The 23285-nt window shown below is 71.5% G+C and carries 15 protein-coding genes; 8 read left to right on the top strand and 7 right to left on the bottom strand.

All coding sequences use genetic code 11. From position 1 onward, the window contains the following. Position 1: 1 nt before the first annotated feature. The 4 genes from ACIPSJ_RS47770 to ACIPSJ_RS47755 form a co-directional block, all read right to left on the bottom strand. Entirely contained in the window at positions 2 to 2911 is a 2910-nt protein-coding gene (locus ACIPSJ_RS47770; protein WP_401355931.1) for an ATP-binding protein, read from the bottom strand. Positions 2912 to 3032: 121 nt separating this feature from the next. Then, positions 3033 to 4073, bottom strand: coding sequence for a (-)-alpha-amorphene synthase (locus ACIPSJ_RS47765; RefSeq protein WP_401355929.1), 1041 nt, complete (start codon positions 4071 to 4073; stop codon positions 3033 to 3035). Continuing rightward, positions 4048 to 5496, bottom strand: a complete 1449-nt coding sequence (locus tag ACIPSJ_RS47760; RefSeq protein WP_401355927.1) for a cytochrome P450 — start codon at positions 5494 to 5496, stop codon at positions 4048 to 4050. Before ACIPSJ_RS47760 ends, ACIPSJ_RS47765 begins: the two co-directional genes overlap by 26 nt. A 209-nt stretch (positions 5497 to 5705) precedes the next feature. After that, positions 5706 to 8126 carry a penicillin acylase family protein gene (locus ACIPSJ_RS47755; RefSeq protein ID WP_401355924.1) on the bottom strand — a complete coding sequence of 807 codons (2421 nt, stop codon included), beginning with the start codon at positions 8124 to 8126 and terminating at the stop codon, positions 5706 to 5708. A gap of 107 nt (positions 8127 to 8233) precedes the next feature. On the opposite strand from ACIPSJ_RS47755, the gene ACIPSJ_RS47750 reads away from it, so the two are divergent. The 4 genes from ACIPSJ_RS47750 to ACIPSJ_RS47735 all read left to right on the top strand — a co-directional run bounded on the left by ACIPSJ_RS47750 (position 8234) and on the right by ACIPSJ_RS47735 (position 13292). After that, positions 8234 to 9736 (top strand): acyl-CoA synthetase, encoded by a 1503-nt coding sequence (locus ACIPSJ_RS47750; protein ID WP_359213455.1) that lies wholly within the window; start codon positions 8234 to 8236, stop codon positions 9734 to 9736. Between the two features lie 82 nt (positions 9737 to 9818). Continuing rightward, positions 9819 to 11342, top strand: coding sequence for a metallophosphoesterase (locus ACIPSJ_RS47745; protein WP_401355922.1), 1524 nt, complete (start codon positions 9819 to 9821; stop codon positions 11340 to 11342). 27 nt (positions 11343 to 11369) lie between these two features. Next, positions 11370 to 12089 (top strand): class I SAM-dependent methyltransferase, encoded by a 720-nt coding sequence (locus tag ACIPSJ_RS47740; RefSeq protein WP_401355919.1) that lies wholly within the window; start codon positions 11370 to 11372, stop codon positions 12087 to 12089. A 354-nt stretch (positions 12090 to 12443) separates the two neighbouring features. Continuing rightward, positions 12444 to 13292, top strand: a complete 849-nt coding sequence (locus ACIPSJ_RS47735; protein ID WP_401355917.1) for an alpha/beta fold hydrolase — start codon at positions 12444 to 12446, stop codon at positions 13290 to 13292. 7 nt (positions 13293 to 13299) lie between these two features. Here the strand turns inward: ACIPSJ_RS47735 and ACIPSJ_RS47730 are convergent, their stop codons facing one another. The 3 genes from ACIPSJ_RS47730 to ACIPSJ_RS47720 all read right to left on the bottom strand — a co-directional run bounded on the left by ACIPSJ_RS47730 (position 13300) and on the right by ACIPSJ_RS47720 (position 18985). Then, positions 13300 to 15048 (bottom strand): sulfatase, encoded by a 1749-nt coding sequence (locus ACIPSJ_RS47730; protein ID WP_401355914.1) that lies wholly within the window; start codon positions 15046 to 15048, stop codon positions 13300 to 13302. 123 nt (positions 15049 to 15171) lie between these two features. Beyond that, positions 15172 to 17208, bottom strand: a complete 2037-nt coding sequence (locus ACIPSJ_RS47725; protein WP_401355911.1) for a sulfatase — start codon at positions 17206 to 17208, stop codon at positions 15172 to 15174. Positions 17209 to 17374: 166 nt separating this feature from the next. Beyond that, the gene (locus ACIPSJ_RS47720; protein ID WP_359213438.1) at positions 17375 to 18985 is read right to left on the bottom strand and encodes an acyl-CoA synthetase; all 1611 of its coding nucleotides are present in this window, start codon (positions 18983 to 18985) and stop codon (positions 17375 to 17377) included. 185 nt (positions 18986 to 19170) lie between these two features. Between ACIPSJ_RS47720 and ACIPSJ_RS47715 the strand changes: the two genes are divergently transcribed. From ACIPSJ_RS47715 to ACIPSJ_RS47700, 4 genes are all read left to right on the top strand, one after another. Then, positions 19171 to 19971 carry a crotonase/enoyl-CoA hydratase family protein gene (locus ACIPSJ_RS47715; RefSeq protein ID WP_401355909.1) on the top strand — a complete coding sequence of 267 codons (801 nt, stop codon included), beginning with the start codon at positions 19171 to 19173 and terminating at the stop codon, positions 19969 to 19971. 132 nt (positions 19972 to 20103) lie between these two features. Further along, positions 20104 to 21045, top strand: coding sequence for a Zn-ribbon domain-containing OB-fold protein (locus tag ACIPSJ_RS47710; protein WP_401356049.1), 942 nt, complete (start codon positions 20104 to 20106; stop codon positions 21043 to 21045). Then, a complete protein-coding gene (locus tag ACIPSJ_RS47705) occupies positions 21045 to 22091 on the top strand; it encodes a thiolase domain-containing protein (protein ID WP_359213433.1) in 1047 nt (348 codons plus the stop codon). Before ACIPSJ_RS47710 ends, ACIPSJ_RS47705 begins: the two co-directional genes overlap by 1 nt. Continuing rightward, entirely contained in the window at positions 22088 to 23254 is a 1167-nt protein-coding gene (locus tag ACIPSJ_RS47700) for a thiolase domain-containing protein (RefSeq protein ID WP_359213430.1), read from the top strand. The genes ACIPSJ_RS47705 and ACIPSJ_RS47700 overlap by 4 nt, the downstream gene beginning before the upstream one ends. Positions 23255 to 23285: the final 31 nt, after the last annotated feature.

Raw genomic sequence — 23285 nt, 5'->3', positions numbered from 1 at the left:
CTCACGAGTGCGGGCGGGAACGGGCCTCCAGATACCCGGCGAGGCCGGCCGAGTCGGTGCCGATCTTGCGGTAGACCCGGGACAGCAACTGCCGCACCCCCTGCTCGGTGAGCCGCAGCTCCTTGGCGACCACCGCCACCGGCAGTCCCTGGACGGTCAGTTCGGCGGTGCGCACCTCCTGCGAGGTCAGCGTGTCCGCCTGCACGTAACGCAACGGCAGCGGGCGCATCCCGGCCGCCGACAGCTCCTCCCTGGCCCGGGCGGCGAGCGCCTCGGCCCCGCAGTGCACGGCTCCCTCCAGCCCCTGGTAGAGCCGGTCGGCGGCCTCCTGCAGCCGCCCGTTGCGGGACAGCGCGGCACCGTGGCCGACCTGGGCACGGGCGAGTTCATAGGCGGCGGGCGACTGCTCCAGCTGGTCGACCGCCGCCGCGTACAGGTCCACGGCGGCCGGCCCGCCGGTCACCTCGGCGAGCGTGTGCAGCGCCTGACCGATCGTGGAGGCGGCACCGAAGTCCCGGGCCCGCCGCACGGCGTCCTCGGCATGACCGACCGCCTCCTGCGGACGGGTCGGGGCCAGTGCGGACGCCAGCCGCAGCTTCCAGGGGCACCAGGCCGGATTGCGCCAGCCCCGCCCGTCCAGCCACTCCCCGACCGCGACCAGCAGCCGCGCCGCCTCGGCGTGCCGCCCCTCCGCGAGGAGGAGTTCGGCGTAGACGGTGCGGGGGTCGGGATAGATGACCGTGTTGAGGGGCGTCTCGTCGAAGGCGTGCTCGTCGGCGAGCGCGCGTGCCTCGGCGACGCGCCCGCGGGCCAGCAGGGTCTTGATGAGGATGCTCATGCCGAACCACTGGGCGGCCACGACCCCGTCCATCTTGCCCGCGATGCGCAGACCCTCCCGTACGACGTCCTCGGCCTCGGCCAGACTGCCCCGGCGATAGCGGATGTAGCCGGCGATGGTCTGCCCGAAGGCCAGGTGGGAGCCGTGCCAGCCCTTCGCGATGCATTCGGCGATCCCCTGGTCGAACAACGCCTCGGCCCGACGCGGCTGGTCGCCGTAGAGGAACACCAGGGCGACGGAGAGGGGTACCTCGAACCCCCGGTTCTCGCCGGTCCAGCTCATACCGCCGGTCAGGGCCTTCTCGGCATACCCGAGAGAGATCCGCCTCGGCTCGCCGCGCATGGCCGCGTCCCAGGCCCGCAGCCCCAGGATGTAGCGCTCCTCCAGGCTGCGGCCGGGCAGCTGTTCGGCCAGGCGGGCCATCGTCCGCGAGCGGGCCGGGGAGTCCTGGTCGTCGGAACGCACCATGCTCCAGACGAACTGGTCGGCCTGCATCCGCAGTTTGACGCGGGGGTTCGTGGCCTTGCGCGCCTCCTCGGCGGCCACGGTCACGGCGTCGGCCAGCTGGTCGGTGTGGGCCATGGCCGTCGTCAGCCGGTAGACGATGGAAGCGCGCAGATCGGGGTCGACGTGGGGCTGCGCCAGCGCCTGCCGCAGATGTCTGACCGTGGCCGTGGGCTCGATCAGGAACGTGGCGCAGGCCAGTTCGTGGAGCACCGCGGCACGGTCCTCGGGCAGCGGCGGCTCCTGCAGCGCACGGGTCAGCAGCCGCCCGGCCGCCTCGGTGGCACCGGCGCGCAGGTACACGCGGGCGGCCTCGCGCAGACAGGCGACCGTCTCGGGGCGGTCCTCGCAGGGGACCTCCATCAGATGCCGGGCGGCGGTGGCGGGGCCGTATCCCGCGGCCAGCAGAGTCTGCGCGGCGGTGTTGTGCAGACCGGTCCGGAAGGCCGTGCGGATGGACCGGTAGATCGTCGTGGTGATCAGGGGGTGGACGAACTCCAGCTCCCCCTCGGGTCCGTGGCCCTCGGCCAGGATCCGGGCCCCGCGCAGCTTCTCGATCGCCTCGGCGACCGCCTCCTCGCCGAGCACCGCGATGGTCGCGGCGAGCTGCGGTGAGAAGGGCGAGCCCAGCACGGCCGCGGTGTGCGCGAACCGGACGGTCGCAGTGCCGAGCCGTTCCAGACGCTCGATCAGTCCCGGGCCCTTGATCATCGCGGCGAGTTCGCGCATCTCGGTCAGGTCGCCGTCGGTGCCGCCCAGCCTCCGCTCACCGAGTCCGATGGCCAGCTCCACCGCCTCGAACGGACTGCCGTTCGTGGCCGACCAGCACTCCTTGCAGAACCGGTCCTCGGCCGTCTCCCCGAGCTCGCTCCTGACGATCCGCGCCACGCCCTCGGGGGTGAGCAGGGCCAGGTCGTGCGGGCGGCTCCCGTGATCCCCCGCGAGCGCGCGGAGCGGCACCGCCTCGGAGGGGAGTTCGTCGGGCCGGTAGGCGACCACGATCAGCAGGGGCAGGTCGTCGACCCGCGGCGCGAAGGAGGCGAGCCAGCTCAGCGACTCGGGGTCCGTCCAGTGCAGATCGTCCAGGAGCAGGACGACGGGCGCCTTCTTCACCGTGAGGCGCGTCATGACCCAGTCGAGCCCCTCACGGACGCCGGTCGCGTCCGGCGCGGGGGCGGGCCCCTTCGCCTCCAGGCCGAGCACGGCGGCGACGGTGTCGTACCAACTCCCCAGGAAGGCGTGGAGTTCCGCCTCGCCCATCCTCGCCAGGGAGGGCTGCAGCAACTGGCGCACGACACGGAACGCCGAACTCTGCTCCGCCTCGCCGCCGCGGCCCGACAGCACGGTGAACCCCTGTGCCGCGGCCTGGGCGCGTGCCTCCGTGACGAGCGCCGTCTTGCCCAGTCCGGCCGACCCCGTGAAGGCCAGCAGTCCGGCGCGCCGTGCTCGCGGCACGCCGTCCGTCGTACGCCGCAGCTCCTTGAACGCGGCGTCCAGGGCATGGAGTTCCCGTTGGCGCTCGATCAACGTCTCTGGGTCCATGACCGGTTGCCGCAGCTCCGTCGCCATGTGCCGTACCGCCCTCTTCGTTCGGCCTGCGGGACAGCCGAGCGTACGCCCCGAGCAGGTGCGATAGGACGGATTGAGCACTATAGGGTGAATCATCGACCGGGGATGGGAGAATGCCCTCTCACCGGGTACGAGGCCCCGGATGTAGGCCTGCGGCGGGGACCGAGGCCGCGTCCGCGTACCGGGGTACGGTTCGCGACCACTGGTAGCACCCGCGGATCCAGCCGATCATGCCCTCCACATAGCCGATGCCGGCCGGGCTCAGCTCCGCCTCGATCGCCCGGTGGATCCTCTGGAACTCTTCGATCGTGTCGTTGATCCGCTGGACGGCCAGGTAGACGGCGGCCTGCAGTGAGCCACCGCGCTCGCGCTGGTACGCCAGGGCCAGGTTGATCATTTCGCCCGCGCGCTGCTCCTTCACCGCGGAGAACAGGTCGGCCGTCCACACGGCCGCGTCGGCCGACAGCCTGCCGAGCCGCAGTACACCGGGGTGGTGGAGCTCGGCCAGGGGCACCTCGTGGGACTGGGCGGCCTCGTACAGCGGGTAGAACGGCTCGACGCCCGCGGTCAGCGACCGTATGGAGGTGCACTCCCCGGACCGCAGGGGGAAGGGCTGGTCCTGGGCCACCGCCTCGTACAGCAGACCGTGCACGTATTCACGGCTCTTCCACGCCCACCGCGCGGCCTGTGCGGGGGTGCACCGTTCCCGGACCTGCCGCTGGAGGTCGGCGAGGGCCGCTCCGAGAGGAGTGGTGGGCGCCTGCCCGTCCCGCAGGATCGCGACGCTCTCGCACAGCATGGGCAGCAGCAGACCCGGGGAGCGCCGGCCGACGTCCTCCGCGCGGTCGTCGAAGACGAACTGGTAGGCGATCTGGTTGGCGACGATCTGGAGAAGGCCGGGATCGACGCCCGCGCTGGTGCAGGAGGCGAGCTGGGCGGGGCGAGTGCGGGCGATCATCTCCGCCACACCCGGTTCGCCGGTCAGCCCCCGCGCGCCCAGCCACGCGTCGACGCCGGCGGCCGCCTCGGACTCGTGCGGGTTGCGGGCGAACGGAAACGGCATGTGCAGGTGATGGTCGATCAGGTCCCTGAGGTTGGAGACCTGGGATCCGTCCAGTACAGCGACCGGGCGTTCCTCATGCGTCGTCGACAACGTGATCACCTGCCGTTCCGGAGTGTGCGGCGCGAGGGGTGCCTGCGGGGTGGGGTGACGGCATGCGCGATCGCGCCTCGCAGGTCATGACCAGCGAACGCGGTCCGAGTGTGATCGCGGGCCGGGGCGGCCGGGGGGTGTGGCCGGGGAGATGGCGCAGGCGCAGGTGGGCGGCGATGGTGGCGAGCGCCAAGGTGGCCTCCACCATGGCGAACTCGTCCCCGAGGCACTTGCGGTTGCCGACGGAGAACGGCATCGTCGCGCGGCGCTGCTCGGCGGTGGGCCGCCCCGGCAGCCAGCGGTCGGGGTCGAACCGCTCGGGGTCGGGGAAGGACGCCGGGTCGTGGTGCAGGAGGTAGGGGCTGTAGAGCACGGTGGCCCCCGCGGGCAGCCGGCGCCCGGCGAGTTCCGTCTCCCGGATGGCGACCCGGGTGAAGAGCCAGCCCGGTGACGAGTGACGCAGTGTCTCGGAGACCACGCACCGGGTCCGTACGAGGTGCGGCAGATCGTCGGGGCCGGGCCGGCGCCCGTCGACGAGGACGGTGTCGAGTTCGGCGTGCAGACGCCGCTCGGCCGCCGGATGGCGGGCCAGCAGATCGAAGGCCGCGGCCAGGCACAGGGCCGTGGTCTCGGCGCCCGTGAGGAGCAGGGTGATCAGGTGGTCGTGGATCTCCTGGTCCGTGATCGGCGGGCCGTCCCCCTCGCCGTGCGCCGCCGCCAGGAGCGTTCCCAGTACGTCGTCCCGGTCGGGGCCCCGGCGGCGCCGCGCGATCACCGTGTCGATGATGGCGTGCAGGCGTGACAGGGCGTTCCGGTAGCGGCGGTTGGCGGGGGTGGGCAGGCGGAACAGGGCGTCGATCGGGACGACCGTACGGACGAAGAGGCCCCGCACGACGTCGGCGAGACAGTCCCGGACCTGGGCGGTCGTCGGGTCGTCCAGCGAGTCGGAGAGCAGGACCCGGCTGATCGTGCGGGTCGTGAAGGTCATCATGGCCTCGGTGACCGGAACGGTCCGGCCCGTCCGCCACCCCTCGCACACCGCCTCGGCCTCCTCGGTGACGAGGTCCGTGTACGCGGCGACATGGGACGGGCGGAAACCCGGTTGCAGCAGCCTGCGTTTGTCGCGGTGGGTGGACTGACGGCAGGTGACCAGTCCGTCGCCCATCAGTTTCCCGAGTCTGTCGTAGAGCGGGCCCCCCTTGTCGAAGGTGTGCGGATCCATGAGCACCTCGTGGGCCAGCTCCGGGTGACACACCATCCAGGCACGCTGGGGGCCCAGCCGTATCTCGACCAGATCCCCGTGCGCGGGCAAAGAATTCAGAAACGCCAGCGGGCGACGGTACAAGGCGATACCGTGACCGAGGAGAGGGAATATGCCGGGAGCAGTACCTGTCGTCCACGTTCGTTTTTGTTCGGGCACGGCACGGTTCATGAAAGCCTCCTGTCCGGTGCGAGACGTGTTCTGCCCAGTTGAACGGTTTCCAGGTTTCCCGAAACCTTTCTCCAAAGGGGCGCACGGGGGCACGTTGAAGCAAATTGCACCCGGCGTGAACGGCTGTTGATGCCTTGTGCATCGACAGTGCATTCCTCCCGCCCCATGAGTGCGGTCCCGCCCCAGATACGGGACGGGACCACGTGGGCTCAGATTTCGTTCACCCGGACGGATTTCAGCGCGGGTGACGACAGGATGTCCTTCTCGCAGAACCGCGCGGTCACCCATTTCTCATCCGAGAACAACAGGGTCTGGTCGCTGTGGTGGGGCGAGTTCGGGTTCGAGGACTGGGAGTACGTCAGCAGGGTGCGGGCCACCGGGCAGCGGCTGCCGTCCCAGCCCACCGCCTGGATGTGGCTGGAGCCGAACGAGACGTCCGAGTAGCCGCCCTGTGCCGCGTTCCACACCGGCTCGATCTTGTTCCACACACCCAGCCGCTCCGTACCGCCCGGAACGGGAACGCGCTTGCCGCTCCGTACGACGAACTGGTGCTCCCCGAGCGCGGAGTCGAGCGGGACACCCGCCCCGCGCAGTTCGGCGACGGCGTCCGCGAGGGCCGTGGCGAAGCCCGGAGCCGCGGTGTTGAGCGTGTTCGGTGTGTGCACCGGGTCCGCCGCGGAGAACGGCACCTTCCAGAACTGCGGGGCCGGCACGGAGGACGTCAGCCTCCGCCAGAAGCGGTCGAAGAGCAGGGCGCCCCTGCTGTCCGTGTTCATGGTCCGGTCCCAGGACGCCAGCACCGGGCACGCCCCGGCGACGTCGACGGCCTTGCCGTCACTGCCCGTCGCCGTACCGCCCGGCAGAGCGGCGCACGCCGTCGCCGCGTCGGCCGCCGCCAGCGCACCCGCGGGCGCCCGGTTCGCGAACTCCTGGTCCTGGAGGTCCCGGACCGTCAGCCCGCCCCGCGCGGCCATCGCCGCCACGTCCTCGATCGCGCCCCGGGTCCGCAGTCCGCGCTGCGTCCCGACCGTGCCGAAGATCCGCTCGTACCCGGTGAGGGGCCGGTCGGCGTTGGCCAGCCAGGCGCTGTCGTTGGAGTTCTCCGCGTACGGGGCGTCCTTGAGGGTGGGCATCCGAGCGGGCCCGAAGATGCCGGGCTGCACCGCGTCGGCGTCGCTGCCGGGGGCGCAGCCGGCCCGGGAGCCGTCGAGGACCGCCAGCCCCGCCTGCGGATAGGTGATCCTCCCCAGGTCGGTGGAGCAGCGGGCCGCGAGGTCGTCGGTGATCCGGGGCAGCACCTGCGACTGGGTGTAGAGGGTGTGCCCGGCGGAGTCCGCCGCGACGGTGTTCACCCAGGGAAGACCCTGGTGCCGGTCGAGGGACGCCTGCACGTCCGCCGTGGAGCGCGCCCTGCCGAAACCGAGCGAGGTGTCGGGGAACCGGAAGTTGGCGGCGTTCGGGTCGTTGAGCGCGTACGCCGTCGTCGAGGTCCAGGGCAACGGCGGATCGCCGTCCGGGTCGGCGATCACCGGGCCGTACCGCGTCCACCACTGGCTGCGGGTGACGGGGGCGCCGCCCTCGACCGGCACGGTCACGGTCCGTCTCGTCATCCGCTCCGGCCTGCCGTCCACCAGATAGACGGTGGGGTCGGACGGATCGAGCGTCAGCCGGGTCAGGTTGAAGGGGACACCGGTCGAGACGGTGTGGCTCCACGCCACCCGGGAGTTGTAGCCGATGGCGATGGTCGGCGTGCCGAGCAACGAGGCGCCGGCCACGTTCAGTTCGCCCGGGATGGTCTGCTGCGACTGCCAGAACCGGCGTCCGCCCTGCCACGGGTAGTGCGGGTTGCCCAGCAGCAGACCGCGGCCGTTCGCGGTGGCCGCCCCGCTGAACGCCACCGCGTTCGAGCCCATGTCGGCGGTGCCCGCTCCCGCCCGCACGGCCTTGATCAGGGCCTGGGCGTCGACACCCGGCTCCGTGCCCGTCGGCGTGGCCGTCGGGCCGGTGGGCGGTTCGGCCCCGGTGATCTCGTCCACGGACCCGCCCTGGCCGCCGAGCACGGAGAGGGCGTAGTACCGGGTGGCCACGTCCAGCGCGCTGATGGGACGCACCCACTTCGCGCCCTCGCAGGCCGGGTCGGTGATCCGGTGCCGCGCCAGCCAGCTGTCGTACCCGGCGGCGAACCCGCGCAGCAGGTCCTTCACCTGCCGACTCGGGCCCAGCGGCGCCGGTGCGGCGAGCAGCTTCTCCACCGTGCGGGACTGCCGTACGCCCCGGAAGTACAGGTCGCTGGAGAGGTTGTCGCCGGCCGAGGAGAGCGAGAGGTCGGTGGCCGCGGCGGGCCCGAAGAAGCGCGAGCGGTCGCCGCGCACGGTCACGAAGCCGTCGGCGAGCGTGCAGACCTGGTCGGCGGCCTGCGCCCAGCCGGTCCCGAAGCCGAGGTCCGCGTAGTCGTCGGCGAGGATGTGCGGAATGCCGTACTCGGTGTACCGGATGACGGCGGACAGCCCGCCGTGCGCGGGACGGTCCTGGCGGGTCGGCGGCCCGGCCGCGGCGGCCGGTAACGCGGCCGACGCGGTGAGCAGGGCGACGGCTGCGACGAGCAGTCGTCGCACAGAGGTGGTACGCATCTGTGCCTCCCAACTTCATTGATGGAAAGGGCAGTTGACTTCCGGTCCGGATGATCTGCCGCGACGGTGCTTGACCTGTCCCGGCGACGGGCCGAGGATCATGAGTCATGACGCAGGGACAGGGCAGCACGGTTGACGGGGTGCTGCGGCGCAGCGCCCGGCGTACCCCCGCGCGGGTGGCGGTGGAGTACGGCGGACGGCGCTGGACGTACGAGGAACTCGACGACGCCGTCTCCCGCGCGGCGACCGTCCTGCTGGACCAGGGCCTGGACCGCGGCGACCGGGTCGGTGCCTACGGGCACAACTCCGACGCCTACCTGATCGCGTTCCTCGCCTGCGCCCGGGCCGGCCTGGTGCACGTCCCCGTCAACCAGAACCTGACCGGCGGCGATCTCGCGTACATCGTCGGCCAGTCGGGCAGCGCGCTGGTCCTCGCCGACCCCGGCCTCGCCGGGCGACTCCCGGACGGCGTACGGGTGTTGCCGCTGCGGGACACCGACGGCTCGCTCCTGGACCGGCTCGCGGACGCGGCGCCGTACGACGGGCCCGAACCGCGCACCGAGGACCTGGTGCAGCTGCTGTACACCTCCGGCACCACGGCGCTGCCCAAGGGCGCGATGATGACCCACCGGGCGCTGGTGCACGAGTACCTGAGCGCCATCGCCGCCCTCGACCTGAGCGCCGGGGACCGGCCCGCGCACGCGCTGCCGCTCTACCACTCGGCCCAGATGCACGTGTTCCTGCTGCCGTACCTGGCGGTGGGCGCGACCAACGTCATCCTGGAGGGGCCGGACGGCGACACGCTCTTCGACCTGGTCGAAACCGGGCGCGTGGACAGCCTGTTCGCACCGCCCACCGTGTGGATCGGCCTGTCCAACCGGCCCGACTTCGCGACCCGCGACCTGAGCGGACTGCGCAAGGCCTACTACGGGGCGTCGATCATGCCGGTGCCCGTCCTCGAACGACTGCGGGAACGGCTCCCGAAACTCGCCCTGTTCAACTGCTTCGGGCAGAGCGAGATCGGTCCGCTCGCCACCGTGCTCGCACCCGAGGAGCACAAGGGGCGGCTGGACTCCTGCGGCCGCACCGTGCTGTTCGTGGAGGCACGGGTGGTCGGCGAGGACGGCGCGGACGTCCCCGACGGCACCCCCGGTGAGATCGTCTACCGCTCACCGCAGCTGTGCGAGGGGTACTGGGACAAGCCCGAGGAGACCGAGGCGGCCTTCCGCGACGGCTGGTTCCACTCCGGGGACCTCGCGGTACGCGACGCCGACGGCTACTACACGATCGTCGACCGGGTGAAGGACGTCATCAACTCCGGTGGCGTACTGGTCGCCTCACGGCAGGTGGAGGACGCCCTCTACACCCACGAGTCGGTCGCCGAGGCCGCCGTGATCGGCCTGTCCGACGAACGGTGGATCGAGGCGGTCACCGCGGTCGTGGTGGTGCGCGGCGAGGTCGACGAGGCCGGGCTGATCGCCCATGTGAAGGAGACACTGCCCGCCTTCAAGGCACCCAAGCGGGTCCTGTTCGTGGACGAGCTGCCCCGCAACGCCAGCGGCAAGATCCTGAAGCGGGAGCTGCGGGAGCGGTTCGGAGACGTCTCGTGAGGAGCCAAGAAGTCTGGTTCCATACCGTGCGCGGCTTCCGCCACCACGTCCGCCGTTCACCGGGGCCAGGCACATAGCAGACATGCGCTGCTGCTTCCCCGTCCCCCTCGGCGCGCTCGCGGGCATACCCGGCCCGTGCGAGGTACTGCGCTCCGGTTTCCTGCTCGCGCCCGCCCTGCTCCGGGCCGCCGTCCCCACGGCCCGCCCCCGCCCACCCCGCTCCCTCGCCGCCGTCCACCTCGAACTCGTCACCCTCACCGAGGACCGCGCCGTCCTCACCTGGCACACCGCCCAGCCCGGCACCGACGACGGCACCGGCCGGATGCTGCCCGCCGTCACGGAGGGCGAGGTCGTCTACGGCACCCACCCCGCCCGCCTCAACCGCACCGCGGGCGAGGACCGGCCCACGGCGAACCACCACGTCGAACTCACCGGCCTGGAGCCGGGGCAGACCTACTACTACCAGGCCCGCTCCCACGGCGTGCCCGCCACACCCACCGCCCTGCACCTGGTCCGCGGCAACGCGGCCGGCACCTCCCGGCACGGCCTCGGCTCGCCCGGCGGCCCCTACTCCTTCACCACCCCGCAGCCCCCGCCAGGCCGCCACCTCCTCTCCCTCGCCCTCTGCAACGACCTGCACATCGGCGAGACGATCGCCGGTCTGGTGGCCGGGGTGCCCTTCCTGCGCGGAGTGAGTCAGCGGACGGGGCTCGCCCCCTACCCGGAACTCATGAGCCGGGCCGTGGTGGACGAGGCCCGCGACCGGGGCGCCCAGCTGCTGCTGGCCGCCGGCGACATCTCCGCGGGCGGCGGGCCGCGCGACCTGGCACAGGCCAGACGGATCCTGGACGGCTTCGGCACCCACGGCCGCGACTACCTCGTCGTCCGCGGCAACCACGACCGCGGCATGCGCGAGAACGACCCCTTCCACCGTGTCTTCGGCGGCCAGGACCGGCCCGGCTACTTCGAACACGACGTGGGCGGCCTGCGGATCATCGGCCTCGACACCTACGACAAGCGGGGCAACGGCGCCGACACCGGCGGCCTCGGAGCCGAGCAGCTGTCCTGGTTCCGGCGCCGGCTGCGCGCGCACCGGGAACAGCCCACCGTGGTCTTCGGACACCACCCGCTCACCGTCCGGGACGCCCTCTTCCCGGTGAGCCCCGGCCAACGCCTGAGCCGCCGTCAGGCCCGCGCGATCCTGCGGGCCTACGCCACCGCCCCCGGAGTGTTCCTCCACCACGCCGGCCACACCCACCGCAACAAACGCACCCGGCTGCCCCTCGCCCCGCACGTGACCCTGCAGGAGGTCGGCGCCGCCAAGGAGTACCCCGGCGGATTCCTCCTGCTGCGGATCCACTCCGGCGGCTACGCGCTCAACTTCTTCCGGGCCCGCGCCGCCGAGGCGCTGGAGTGGACCGAGCGCAGCCGCCGGCAGGCCGGGGGACTGTGGCCGTACCACGCCCTCGGCCGCACGGTCGCCGACCGCAACAGCGTGGCCGCCCACGACCTCTCCGGCATCAGCCGTCCGGTGCCCCCGTCCGCGCTGTCCCGTTCGCCCCAAGGGATGACGGCCGTCCCGAACCCCGGCCTGGATGTGGCCTAGGCAAGGCCGCCTCCGTAGCGTGGGGCCATGGCGACCCTGTGGGACCTCATGCGCGACTGCATCCCCGACGACCACGCCCGCCAGGTCACCTCCCGCTACTACCTCGACGAGGCCATGAGCTCGCCGCAGGCACCGGACCGGGTGGTCGACCTCGGGTGCGGGCGGGGCACGTCGGCCGACCTCTTCCGCAAGCACGACTCCGGCGTCCGCTGGGTCGGCGTCGACATCCGCGATTCACCCGAGGCCGCACAGCGCCTGCCCGGCGGCGACAGCGTCGTGTACTACGACGGCGTCAACCTGCCGTTCCGCTCCGACGCCGTGCCCCTCGTCTACTCGCACCAGGTCTTCGAACACGTCGCCCGCCCCAGGGAACTGCTCGCCGAAGTGGGCCGAGTGCTCCGCCCGGGCGGCCTGTTCATCGGCAGCACCTCCCAGTTCGAGCCGTACCACTCCTTCAGCCTGTGGAACTACACCCCGTACGGATTCCGGGTCCTCGTCGAGGAGGCAGGGCTCGCCCTGGAGGAGATCCGGCCCTCCCTCGACGGCGTGACCCTGATCATGCGCACTTACCACGCCTCACGGAAGCAGGAGTACGGCAAGTTCTGGCAGACGGAGTCACCCCTCAACACCGAGATCGACACCTGGGCCCGCAAGAGCAAGCGCAACACGGCCCTGGTGAACCTGCGCAAGCTCACGTTCTGCGGACAGTTCGCGTTCCGGGTGAGCAAGCCGGTCCCACGGGGCTGACGCGGCGCTCTGAACGGCATGCCACCAGGCGCTGATGTGGACGATCGGTGCCGCGTTCGTCACCGCGTCCACTACAACAACAACGGTGCTGGACTGTCTGCCGACTTCTGCGTGGACAGCCACGCGAACAAGCAGGTCTACGTCAATCCGTGCCAGACGCCCGGGAACCGGTACCAGGACTGGTACATGCCCGGAAAGCCGGGAACAACCTTCGTCCGGGACCGGGCCACGGGACTTGAACGGCAGCGCCTGGAACCTCATTCAGTAGTCCGTACGAGGGGGCGTGCGGTCTCCGCATGCCCCCTCCGGGCACGGCCCGTCGAACTCCGTTGCGGTACGGTCGCGCCGTGCCCGATGATCGGCTCCGTGCCCGCCTTCACCGCAGCCGACGGAACCCGACTCGCCTACCACGTCAGAGGCGAGGGCGAACCGCTCGTCGTGCTCCCGGGCGGGCCCATGCGGGCCTCCGCCTACCTCGGTGACCTCGGCGGACTGGCCGCCCACCGCCGGCTGGTCCTGCTGGACCTGCGGGGGACCGGCGACTCCGCGGCACCGGCCGACCCGGCGTCGTACCGCTGCGACCGACAGGTCGACGACGTGGAGATGTTGCGCGCCCACATGGGGCTCGACCACATGGACGTACTGGCGCACTCGGCGGGCGCGAGCCTGGCGATCCTGTACGCGGCGGCCCATCCGCACCGGGTACGGCGGCTCGCGCTGATCACCGGCAACCCCTCGGCGCTGGGCCTGCGGCCGACCCCCGAGGAGCGGCTGGCGGCGGCCCGGCTGCGGTCGGCGGAACCGTGGTTCGACGAGGCGTTCCCCCTGCTGGAGGCGTGGCTGACGGGCACCGGGGACTTCGACGAGGCGATGATGCCCTTCTTCTACGGCCGTTGGGACGATGCCGCCCGCGCCCATGACGCGGCCGCCGAGAAACAGACCAACGACGCGGCAGGCGACCGCTACTTCGCCGACGGCGCCTTCACCCCGGACGCCACCCGCGCCGCACTGCGTCTGCTGACCGCCCCCGTCCTGGTGTACGCCGGGGAACTCGACGGCGGCCCCAGCCCCGCGCTGGCCCGTCGCGCGGCCGAGGCCTTCCCGAACGCCGAGGTCGCCGTCCAGCCCGGCACCGCCCACTACCCCTGGCTCGACGGCCCCGAGTGGTTCGTGCGCCGTACCCTCGGCTTCCTGGACGCCTGAGCCGAGGTCACCCGCGCGGTCCGAACGCCGTCAGGAACCGGTCGCGGAACTGGTTCATCGCCCAGATCGGGGCGTCCCCGGCCGGCTTCAGGCCCGGTGTCCAGCCCCAGCCGGCGACCCGGTCGAGGACCTTGGGGTCGTGGGCGACGATCGTGACCGGGACGTCCCGGCGCGGGCTGCCCGCGACGACCTCCGGACGGGGCTGGTGGTCGCCGAGGAAGACCAGGACCGTGTTCGCGTCGGCGTAGCGCCGCATGAACCCGAAGAGGCTGCGCAGCGAGTACTCGATCGAGGCCCGGTACTCGGCGCGGATGCGCTCGGTGTCCTTCCAGACCTCCGCCGGATCCTTCCCCGCCTTCTGGATCGGCCCGAAGACCGAGCCGTCGCCCAGGTCGTTCCAGCCGATCATGCGGGGGAGGGGCGCCCAGGGCTGGTGGCTGGAGGCCAGGACGATCTCCGCCATCATCGGGCGCCGGTTCCTCCTCCCGAACTCCAGGCGGTCGAAGGCCTCCAGCGTGAACTGGTCGGGGACGGGCGTCCAGCTGAAGTAGGGGCCGTGGTAGCCGAGATGCGTGGAGTCGTAGCTGCGGTCGAGACCGAAGAACCCGGACTCCGGCCAGGCGCGCCGCACACCCGGGACGACGCCGACCGTGCGCCACGCGCCGGTCTTCCGGAAGTACTTGTTGAGGGTCATGCGGTCGCCCGAGACGAGATTGCGATAACGCTGCTGGTTGTCGATCCACAGCCCGGACAGCAGTGTGGCATGGCACATCCAGCTGCCCGCCCCCAGCACCGGTGACCGCAGCCAGCCGCTCCGCGCGTCGAACCCGGCCGCCCGGAGCGAGGCGGAACCCTCCTTGAGGACCGCGCCGACCTGCCGGGCCATCGCCGGGTCCTCGATCGCCGTACGGCCGTAACTCTCCACGAACGTGAACAGCACGTCCTTGCCGCGCAGGCCCGTGAGCAGCCGGTCCGGCGGGGTCTTCGCGAAGGCGTCGACGGCGGACTCCGCCCGGAAGACACGCGCGTCCGCCAGACCGGCGCGGACCGCCCGGACCCGCTCGTCGACCAGCTGCGCGTCGAGGGTCGAGGCGACGGGGGCGCCGCCCAGCTGGAGGCCGAAGGTGGCACAGGTGACCCAGGCGACCGCCAGGACCAGGGTGGTGCGGCCCGCGGGCGGGCGCCGGCGGGCCATCCGGTCGGCGAGCCGCACCGTGGCGAACGTGGTCACGGCCAGGACGGCCGCGACCAGGAGCAGCGCCCCCGCGACGGCGAGGACCTCACTGGCCCGGCCGAACGACTCGCGCAGGTAGTCCGCCGCGTCGTCCAGCAGGATCCAGTCGAGCACCAGGTCGAACGGGCGCTCCAGCACCGAGTAGGAGCCCATGTCCAGGCACTTCACCAGCGTCAGCACCCCGAGCCCGGTGCCCGCCACCGCCGCCGCGACCCGTCGCGCCCGTCCCGGCAGCACCAGCAGGACCGCCGCGAGCACGATCCCCTCGGCCGGCAGCCGCAGGAACGCCTTCGGCGTGAGCAGGTCCAGCCGGTTGGGCAGCGACAGCGCGGCCAGCAGCAGACCGGCCGCCACGACGGTCGTCGCCACCGCGACACCCCGGGCGACACGGGGCCACCTCGCCCTCGACCACCGGCCGCCCTCCGAGGCAGCTTCCGCCGCCGACGGTCCGTCCGCGTCCGGCAGACCTTCGGTGTCCGGCGGCTGGGGAGGCGGGAGGTGCGGCACCGGCGTTCCTTCCATGCGGCCGTCGTGACACTCTGTGCATGATCAGCGACACATCGTGCGCACAGAGTACGACCCCCACACCGCCCCGCGGCGACGGCACACCCGTGCCTCGTGGCGGGGCGGAGCGGCTCGTCCCCCTCAGCTCTGCGGCCCGAACGCCTTCAGGAAGCGGTCACGGAACTGGTTCATCGCCCACTCCGGTGCGTTGTCCGCGGGCTTGAGCCCGTCCGTCCAGCCCCAGCCGGCGACCCGGTCCAGAACCTTCGGGTCGCGGGCGACGATGGTGATCGGTACGTCCCGGCTGGTGCTGCCGCCCGTGACCGTCGGGACGGGCTGGTGATCGCCGAGGAAGACGAGGACGGTGTTGTCGTCGCCGTAGCGCTGCATCCACTGGGTCAGGCTGTCCAGGGAGTACTGGATCGCCTTGCGGTACTCGGTCCGCACGCTCTTCGCGCTCTTCCAGACCTCCGTGGGGTTCGTGCCCTCCTTCTTGATCTTGTAGAAGATCTTGCCGTTCCCGAGGTCCTTCCAGTCGATGATGTGGGCGATGGGGGACCAGGGGTTGTGGCTGGAGGCCAGGATGATCTCCGCCATGATCGGGTCGCGGTTCTTCTTCCCGTGCTCCAGCTTCTGGAAGGCCTCCAGGCTGAACTGGTCCGGCACCGGGGTCCAGCTGAAGTACGGCCCCTCGTAGCCGAGGTGAGTGGAGTCGTAGATGTGGTCGAGGCCGAAGTACTTGCCCTCGGGCCAGGACTTGCGCACGCCCGGGACGATGCCGACCGTGCGCCAGGCCCCGGTCTTCTGGAAGTAGCTGGTGAGGGTCGCGTGGTCGCCGGTGGTCAGGGTCCGGTACCGCTGCTGGTTCTTGATCCACAGGCCGGACAGGAACGTCGAGTGGGCCAGCCAGCTGCCGGCGCCGGTGACGGGTGACCTGAGCCAGCCGCTCTGCGCCGCGAAACCCGCCGACTTGAGCCGGGCGTTCCCTTCGTTCAGCGTCGCGTCGATCTCCGGAGCCATCGCCGGATCGTCGATCGCCACCCGGCCGTAGCTCTCGATGAAGGTGAACAGCACGTCCTTGCCGCGCAGCCCGGTCAGCAGCTGGTCGGACGGCGTGTCGGCGTAGGCGTCGACGGCGAGCTGCTTCTTGAAGACGTCGGCGTCCCCCAGCCCCTCGCGGACGTACTGCACACGGTTGGCGAGGAACTGGCTGTAGCCCTTGGTGGCGAACGGGACACCGGCGAACTGCACGCTCAGCGAGAAACAGGTGATCCACACGGTGCCGAGGACGAGCGTCGTGGTCACCGCCGTGGAGCGGTGCCGGTCCAGGACGTTCGCCAGCCGCACCATCGCGAGCGCGCTGAGCACGAGCACGGCGATGAGCAGGACGATCACCCCGACCACCGCGAGCACCTCGCCCGTGTGACCGAACGAGTCCTTCACCCAGTCCGCCGCGTCGGTCAGCAGAACCCAGTCGAAGACCAGGTCGAACGGTCGGGCGAGGGTCTGGTAGAAGCCCATGTCCAGGCACTTCAGGACGGTGGACAGGCCGAGGAACGTGCCCGCGACGGCTGCCGTGATCCGTCGTGCCTTCGACGGCAGCGCGAGCAGGACGATCGCGAGGTACAACACCTCCACGGGGAGGCGCAGGAAGTTCTGGAAGGAGAACCGGTCGAGGCGGTCCGGCACGAGGATCGCGCCGAGCACGAAGGCACCCGCCAGGACACTCGTCCCCACGCGCACGCCGGCGGCGGTCCGGGGGTGGCGGCCAATCCAGCCGGTCCGTCCGATCCGGCTGAACCTGCCGAATCTGCCGAACCGGCCGGAACCGGTCGCCTGGGAAGCGGGTTCGCTCTCCCCCTCGGGCGTGGCGTGGCCGATGGGCGGCTCGTCGTCCTCGGGGGCGGGTTCGTCGGCGTCGGCGGCGGGGAGCGGGCCGGTGGTCTCCCCGGCTTCTTCGGCTTCTTCGGGATCCCCGGTTTCCTCGGGATCCTCGCCCCGTGCGCCGGCCTCGGCCCCCTCGTCCGTGGGGTGTTCGTGCGACGAGGCGTTCGACTCGGTCTCGGTCGCCGCCGACTCGGTCTCGGTCTCCGTCGGCGCGGGCGACGTCCCCGCCGCCCGGTCCGGTGCCGACGCGTCCGCGTCCGGCAGTTGGCGAGGGGGCGTGAGGTGCGACACCCGCAGGTCCTTCCGTGCAAAGCCCGACGATGGCACGGCGGACCGGGCCCGCAGGTCAGGAACCGCCAACCTCGCGTACGGCCTGACGTAACCCGGTGTTCAAAGAGCCGGGTCAATCGCGGGCAAAGAGCTGTCCTGGCGGGTTCTGCCCCGCCGCCCGCGCGTCCTAGCGCGCGGCGGCCACCGCCACCTCCCGCGCCCACCGGTAGTCGGCCTTGCCGCTCGGCGACCGCTGGATGGACTCGGTGATCACCAGCTGGCGGGGGATCTTGTACCCGGCCAGCTGGGTACGGCAGTGGGTCTGGATGTCGGAGAGGGAGGGCCGCTCGGCGCCCTCGCGCAGCTGCACCACGGCCGCCACGTGGTTGCCCCAGGTGGTGTCCGGCACCCCGGCGACCAGGGCGTCGTACACGTCCGGATGCGACTTCAGCGCCTGCTCGACCTCCTCCGGGTACACCTTCTCGCCCCCGGTGTTGATGCACTGCGAGCCCCGGCCCAGCACGGTCACCACACCGTCCGCGTCTACCGTCCCCATGTCGCCGAGCAGCACCCACCTGCGGCCGTCCTTCTCGAAGAAGGTCTCGGCGGTCTTCCCCGCGTCGTTGTAGTAGCCGAGCGGGACGTGGCCGCTCTGCGCGACCCTGCCGATCTCGCCCACCGCGACCGGCTCGTGGGTGGCCGGATCGACCACCTGCGTACGGGAGTTGACGCGGACGCGGAACTTGCTGCCGGCCCCGGAGTCGTTCGTCGCGGTGCCGTTGAAACCGGACTCGGAGGACCCGAAGTTGTTCAGCAGCATGGCGGTCGGGACGAGTTCGCTGAACTGCCGGCGCACGGTCTCGGAGAGGATCGCGCCCGAGGAGGAGACGCTGAACATGGAGGAGCAGTCGGTGCCCTTCATCGGGCCGTTGAGGGCGTCGATCAGCGGACGCAGCATCGCGTCGCCGACCAGCGACATGCTGGTGACCTTCTCCTTCTCGACGGTCCGCAGCACCTCCTCGGGCACGAACTTGCGGTGGATCACCACGCGTTGCCCGAAGTTGAAGCCGATGAAGGAGGTGAGGGTCGAGGTGCCGTGCATCAGCGGGGGCGTGGGGAAGAAGGTGATCCCGGTCCCGCCCGCGGCGACCCGCTCGGCCAGCTCCTCCGGCCGCTTCACCGACTCCCCGGTCGGCGCCCCGCCGCCCAACCCGGCGAAGAACAGGTCCTCCTGACGCCACATCACGCCCTTGGGCATCCCCGTCGTGCCGCCGGTGTAGATGATGAACTGGTCGTCCGCCGAACGCGCCGGGAAGCCCCGCTCGGGCGACCCGGCGGCCTCGGCCGCCTCGAAGGGCACGGCGTCGGCCCCCGACCCCGGCCCGCCCACCCGCACCAGATGCCGCAGCTTCGGCGCCCGGGGCAGTGCCGCCGCCACCCGGTCGTCGAACTCCGTGTCGAAGACCAGCGCGACCAGATCGGCGTCCCGGTAGAGGTACACCAACTCCTCTTCGACATACCGGTAGTTGACGTTGACCGGCACCACTCTCGCCTTGAGGCAGCCGAGTACCGTCTGGAGGTACTCCACCCCGTTGTAGAGGTGCAGCCCAAGGTGCTCACCCGGGCGGATGCCGCTGTCGATCAGATGGTGGCCGACGCGGTTGGCGGCGGCGTCCAGTTCCGCGTAGGTCAGCCGGCGTTCCGCGCCGGTGCCGGGGTGGTCGATGTAGACGAGTGCCTCCCGGTCCGCGGCCACGTCGACGACCGACTCGAACAGATCGGCAAGGTTGTACTCCACCGCTCCTCCTGACCCGGCAACCGTGACGAAGAAAGGCGCACCTGTCGGTTCGCCGGTCATCAGAGCAAAGGGCGCGGCAAGTGGGAAGGGTTCGCGCGAAGAAATCTGACTGTCTGTCAGAAAACCCTTGAAGTGGCTCCCCGGCTACTGCAACCTGTTCTCGTTCTTTGAGAGGGGAGACGGTCATGGGTGGGACGGAACACCTCACCGTGCGGCGCGAGGGCGCCACACTCGTGCTCACGCTGAACAGGCCCGAGGCGAAGAACGCGCTCTCGATCTCCATGCTCGTCGGGCTGTACGACGGCTGGATCGAGGCCGACGAGGACGACGGCATCCGCTCGATCGTGCTCACCGGGGCCGGCGGCGCCTTCTGCGCCGGGATGGACCTCAAGGCACTGGCCGGACAGGGCATGGCGGGGGAACACCTCCGTGACCGCCTCAAGGCCGACCCGGACCTGCACTGGAAGGCGATGCTCCGCCACCATCGCCCGCGCAAACCGGTGATCGCCGCCGTCGAGGGCTACTGCGTGGCGGGCGGTACCGAGATCCTCCAGGGCACCGACATCAGGGTCGCGGGCGAGTCCGCGACGTTCGGGCTCTTCGAGGTCAAGCGCGGGCTCTTCCCGATCGGCGGCTCCACCGTCCGGCTGCAACGCCAGATCCCGCGCACCCACGCGCTGGAGATGCTCCTCACCGGGCGGCCGTACAGCGCGCGCGAGGCCGCCGACATCGGGCTGATCGGGCATGTCGTCCCCGACGGCGGCGCGCTCGACAAGGCCTTGGAGATCGCCGAGCAGATCAACGCGTGCGGGCCGCTGGCGGTCGAGGCGGTGAAGGCGTCGGTGTACGAGACCGCGGAGCTGACGGAGACCGACGGGCTGGCCGCTGAGCTGAAGCGGGGGTGGCCGATCTTCGACACGGCGGACGCGAAGGAAGGGGCGCGTGCGTTCGCGGAGAAGCGGGCGCCTGATTACAAGCGTGCGTGAGCGTCTTCGAGGTGCGATTGACGCTGCGGGCTCTAGGTGGCTGGTCGCGCCCGCGCGGCGGAGCCGCACATGTCACAGCCCCGCGCCCCTGACGGGGCGCTGCACATCGACTTTCCCAAGGAGGCAGCGCCGATGCCCGAAGTCCTCAAGGCTCCCCTCGTCGTCGAGTTCCCCTTCACCCGGTCGCTCGGGCCCGTCCAGAGCGCTTTCCTCACGGGCCTGCGTGAGCGTGTCGTCCTCGGCGTGAGAACCACCGACGGCCGCACTCTCGTCCCACCCGTCGAGTACGACCCGGTCACCGCCGAGGAGCTCCGCGACCTCGTCGAGGTCGCCCCCACGGGCACGGTCACCACCTGGGCCTGGAACCACGAACCCCGCCGCGGCCAGCCCCTCGGCACTCCCTTCGCCTGGGTGCTGGTCCGGCTCGACGGCGCCGACACCGCCCTGCTGCACGCCCTCGACGCGCCCGGACCGGAGGCCGTGCACACCGGGATGCGGGTCCGCGTCCGCTGGGCCGAGGAGCGCTCAGGGGCCGTCACCGACATCGCCTGCTTCGAGCCGTACGACGGCGAGGCGGTCGAACCCGGCGGGCACGACGGGGAGTTCGAGGACGCTGTGCATGGCATCGTCGCGCACGCACGCCTCGACTACACCTACTCGCCGGGCCGGGCCCAGACCGCGTACATCAACGCCCTGTCGTCCCGGCGGACGTTCGGCGAGCGGTGTCCTTCCTGCCGGAAGGTGTACGTGCCGCCGAGGGGTGCGTGCCCCACATGTGGGGTGGCCACATCGGAACAGGTCGAGGTGGGGCCCGCGGGCACGGTCACCACCTTCTGCATCGTCAACATCAAGGCGAAGAACCTCGACATAGAGGTGCCGTACGTCTATGCCCACATCGCCCTCGACGGCGCCGGGCTCGCCCTGCACGGCCGGATCGGCGGCATCCCCTACGACCAGGTGCGGATGGGGCTGCGGGTGGAGCCGGTGTGGACGGAGGGGGCCCGTTATCCCGACCACTACCGGCCCACCGGGGAACCCGACGCGGACTACGACCTGTACAAGGAGCTGCTGTGATGCGTGACATAGCACTGGTCGCCTTCGCGCAGACCGACCACCGCCGCACCAGCGAGGACCTCTCCGAGGTGGAGATGCTCATGCCGGTGCTGCACGACGTCCTCGGCCAGACCGGTCTGAAGACCGCCGACATCGGCTTCACCTGCTCCGGCTCCAGCGACTACCTGGCCGGCCGCGCCTTCTCCTTCACCCTCGCCCTGGACGGCGTCGGCGCCTGGCCGCCGATCTCCGAGTCCCACGTCGAGATGGACGGCGCCTGGGCGCTGTACGAGGCGTGGACCAAGCTGCTCACCGGGGACGCGGACACCGCGCTCGTCTACTCCTACGGCAAGTCCTCGCCCGGGTCGGTGCGGGACGTGCTGACCCGGCAGCTCGACCCCTACTACGTGGCCCCCCTGTGGCCGGACTCCGTCGCCCTGGCCGCCCTCCAGGCCCAGGCCCTCATCGACGCGGGCGAGACCGACGAGCCCGCGCTGGCCGCCGTGGGCGCCAGAAGCCGGGCCGACGCCACCGCCAACGAGCACGCCCAGCTGAGGGGACCGGTGGCGCAGGGGGAGTACGTCGTACGGCCGCTGCGGACCGGCGACTGCCCGCCCATCGGTGACGGCGCCGCCGCCGTGATCCTCGCGGCGGGGGAGCGGGCGCGGGAGCTGTGTGCCAGGCCCGCCTGGATCCGGGGCATCGACCACCGCATCGAGGCGCACGGCCTGGGCGTCCGTGACCTGACCGACTCGCCGTCCGCGCGGCTCGCCGCACAGAAGGCCGGGGCTTTCGAACGGCCCGTCGACACCGCCGAGCTGCACGCGCCGTTCAGCGCGCAGGAGGTCGTGCTGCGCAAGGCGCTGCGGCTCGGCGACGACGTGCGGGTGAACCCGTCCGGCGGGGCCCTCGCCGCCAACCCGATCATGGCCGCCGGGCTGATCCGTATCGGTGAGGCCGCCGCCCGTATCCACCGGGGCGAGTCCGACCGTGCCCTCGCCCACGCCACCTCCGGGCCCTGTCTGCAGCAGAACCTGGTCGCCGTACTCGAAGGGGATCCGCGATGAGCAAGGAGCCCGTGGCCGTCGTAGGGATCGGCCAGACCAAGCATGTGGCGGCCCGGCGGGACGTCTCGATCGCGGGGCTCGTGCGCGAGGCGGCGCGACGGGCGCTGGACGACGCCGAGTTGACGTGGGCCGACATCGACGCCGTCGTCATCGGCAAGGCGCCCGACTTCTTCGAGGGCGTGATGATGCCGGAGCTGTACCTGGCGGACGCGCTGGGCGCGGTGGGCAAACCCATGTTGCGGGTCCACACGGCGGGCTCGGTGGGCGGGTCGACCGCACTGGTCGCGGCGAACCTCGTCGCCGCCCGGGTCCACTCCACCGTGCTGACCCTCGCCTTCGAAAAGCAGTCCGAGTCCAACGCCATGTGGGGGCTGTCCCTGCCGATCCCCTTCCAGCAGCCGCTGCTTGCGGGCGCGGGCGGCTTCTTCGCCCCCCATGTGCGGGCCTACATGCGGCGCAGCGGCGCCCCCGACACGGTCGGCTCGCTGGTCGCCTACAAGGACCGCCGCAACGCGCTGAAGAACCCCTACGCGCACCTCCACGAGCACGACATCACCCTGGAGAAGGTCCAGGCGTCCCCCATGTTGTGGGACCCCATCCGCTACTCGGAGACCTGCCCCTCCTCCGACGGCGCCTGCGCCATGGTGCTCACCGACCGGGCGGGCGCCGCCCGCTCGACGAAGCCGCCGGCCTGGATGCTGGGCGGGGCCATGCGCAGCGAGCCCACCCTGTTCGCCGGCAAGGACGCCGTCTCGCCGCAGGCGGGGAAGGACTGCGCGGCGGACGTCTACCGGCAGGCCGGCATCGCCGACCCGCGCCGGGACATCGACGCCGTCGAGATGTACGTGCCGTTCTCCTGGTACGAGCCCATGTGGCTGGAGAACCTGGGCTTCGCCGAGGAGGGCGAGGGCTGGAAACTCACCGAATCGGGTGTCACGGAGCTCGACGGGGACCTCCCCGTCAACATGTCGGGCGGAGTGCTCTCCACCAATCCGATCGGTGCCTCCGGGATGATCCGGTTCGCCGAGGCCGCCCTCCAGGTGCGCGGCCAGGCCGGAGAACACCAGGTGGACGGCGCCCGCAAGGTGCTCGGGCACGCCTACGGCGGCGGCTCCCAGTTCTTCTCCATGTGGCTCGTCGGCGCCGCGGCCCCCGACTCCTGAAAGGACCCGTTCACGTGGCCTGTTGAGTGCC

The organism is Streptomyces sp. NPDC090088, assembly GCF_044747345.1.
Lineage (GTDB): Bacteria > Actinomycetota > Actinomycetes > Streptomycetales > Streptomycetaceae > Streptomyces.
Note: the sequence above shows the minus strand (reverse complement) of the source record. Positions and strands in the feature narration are given on the sequence as shown.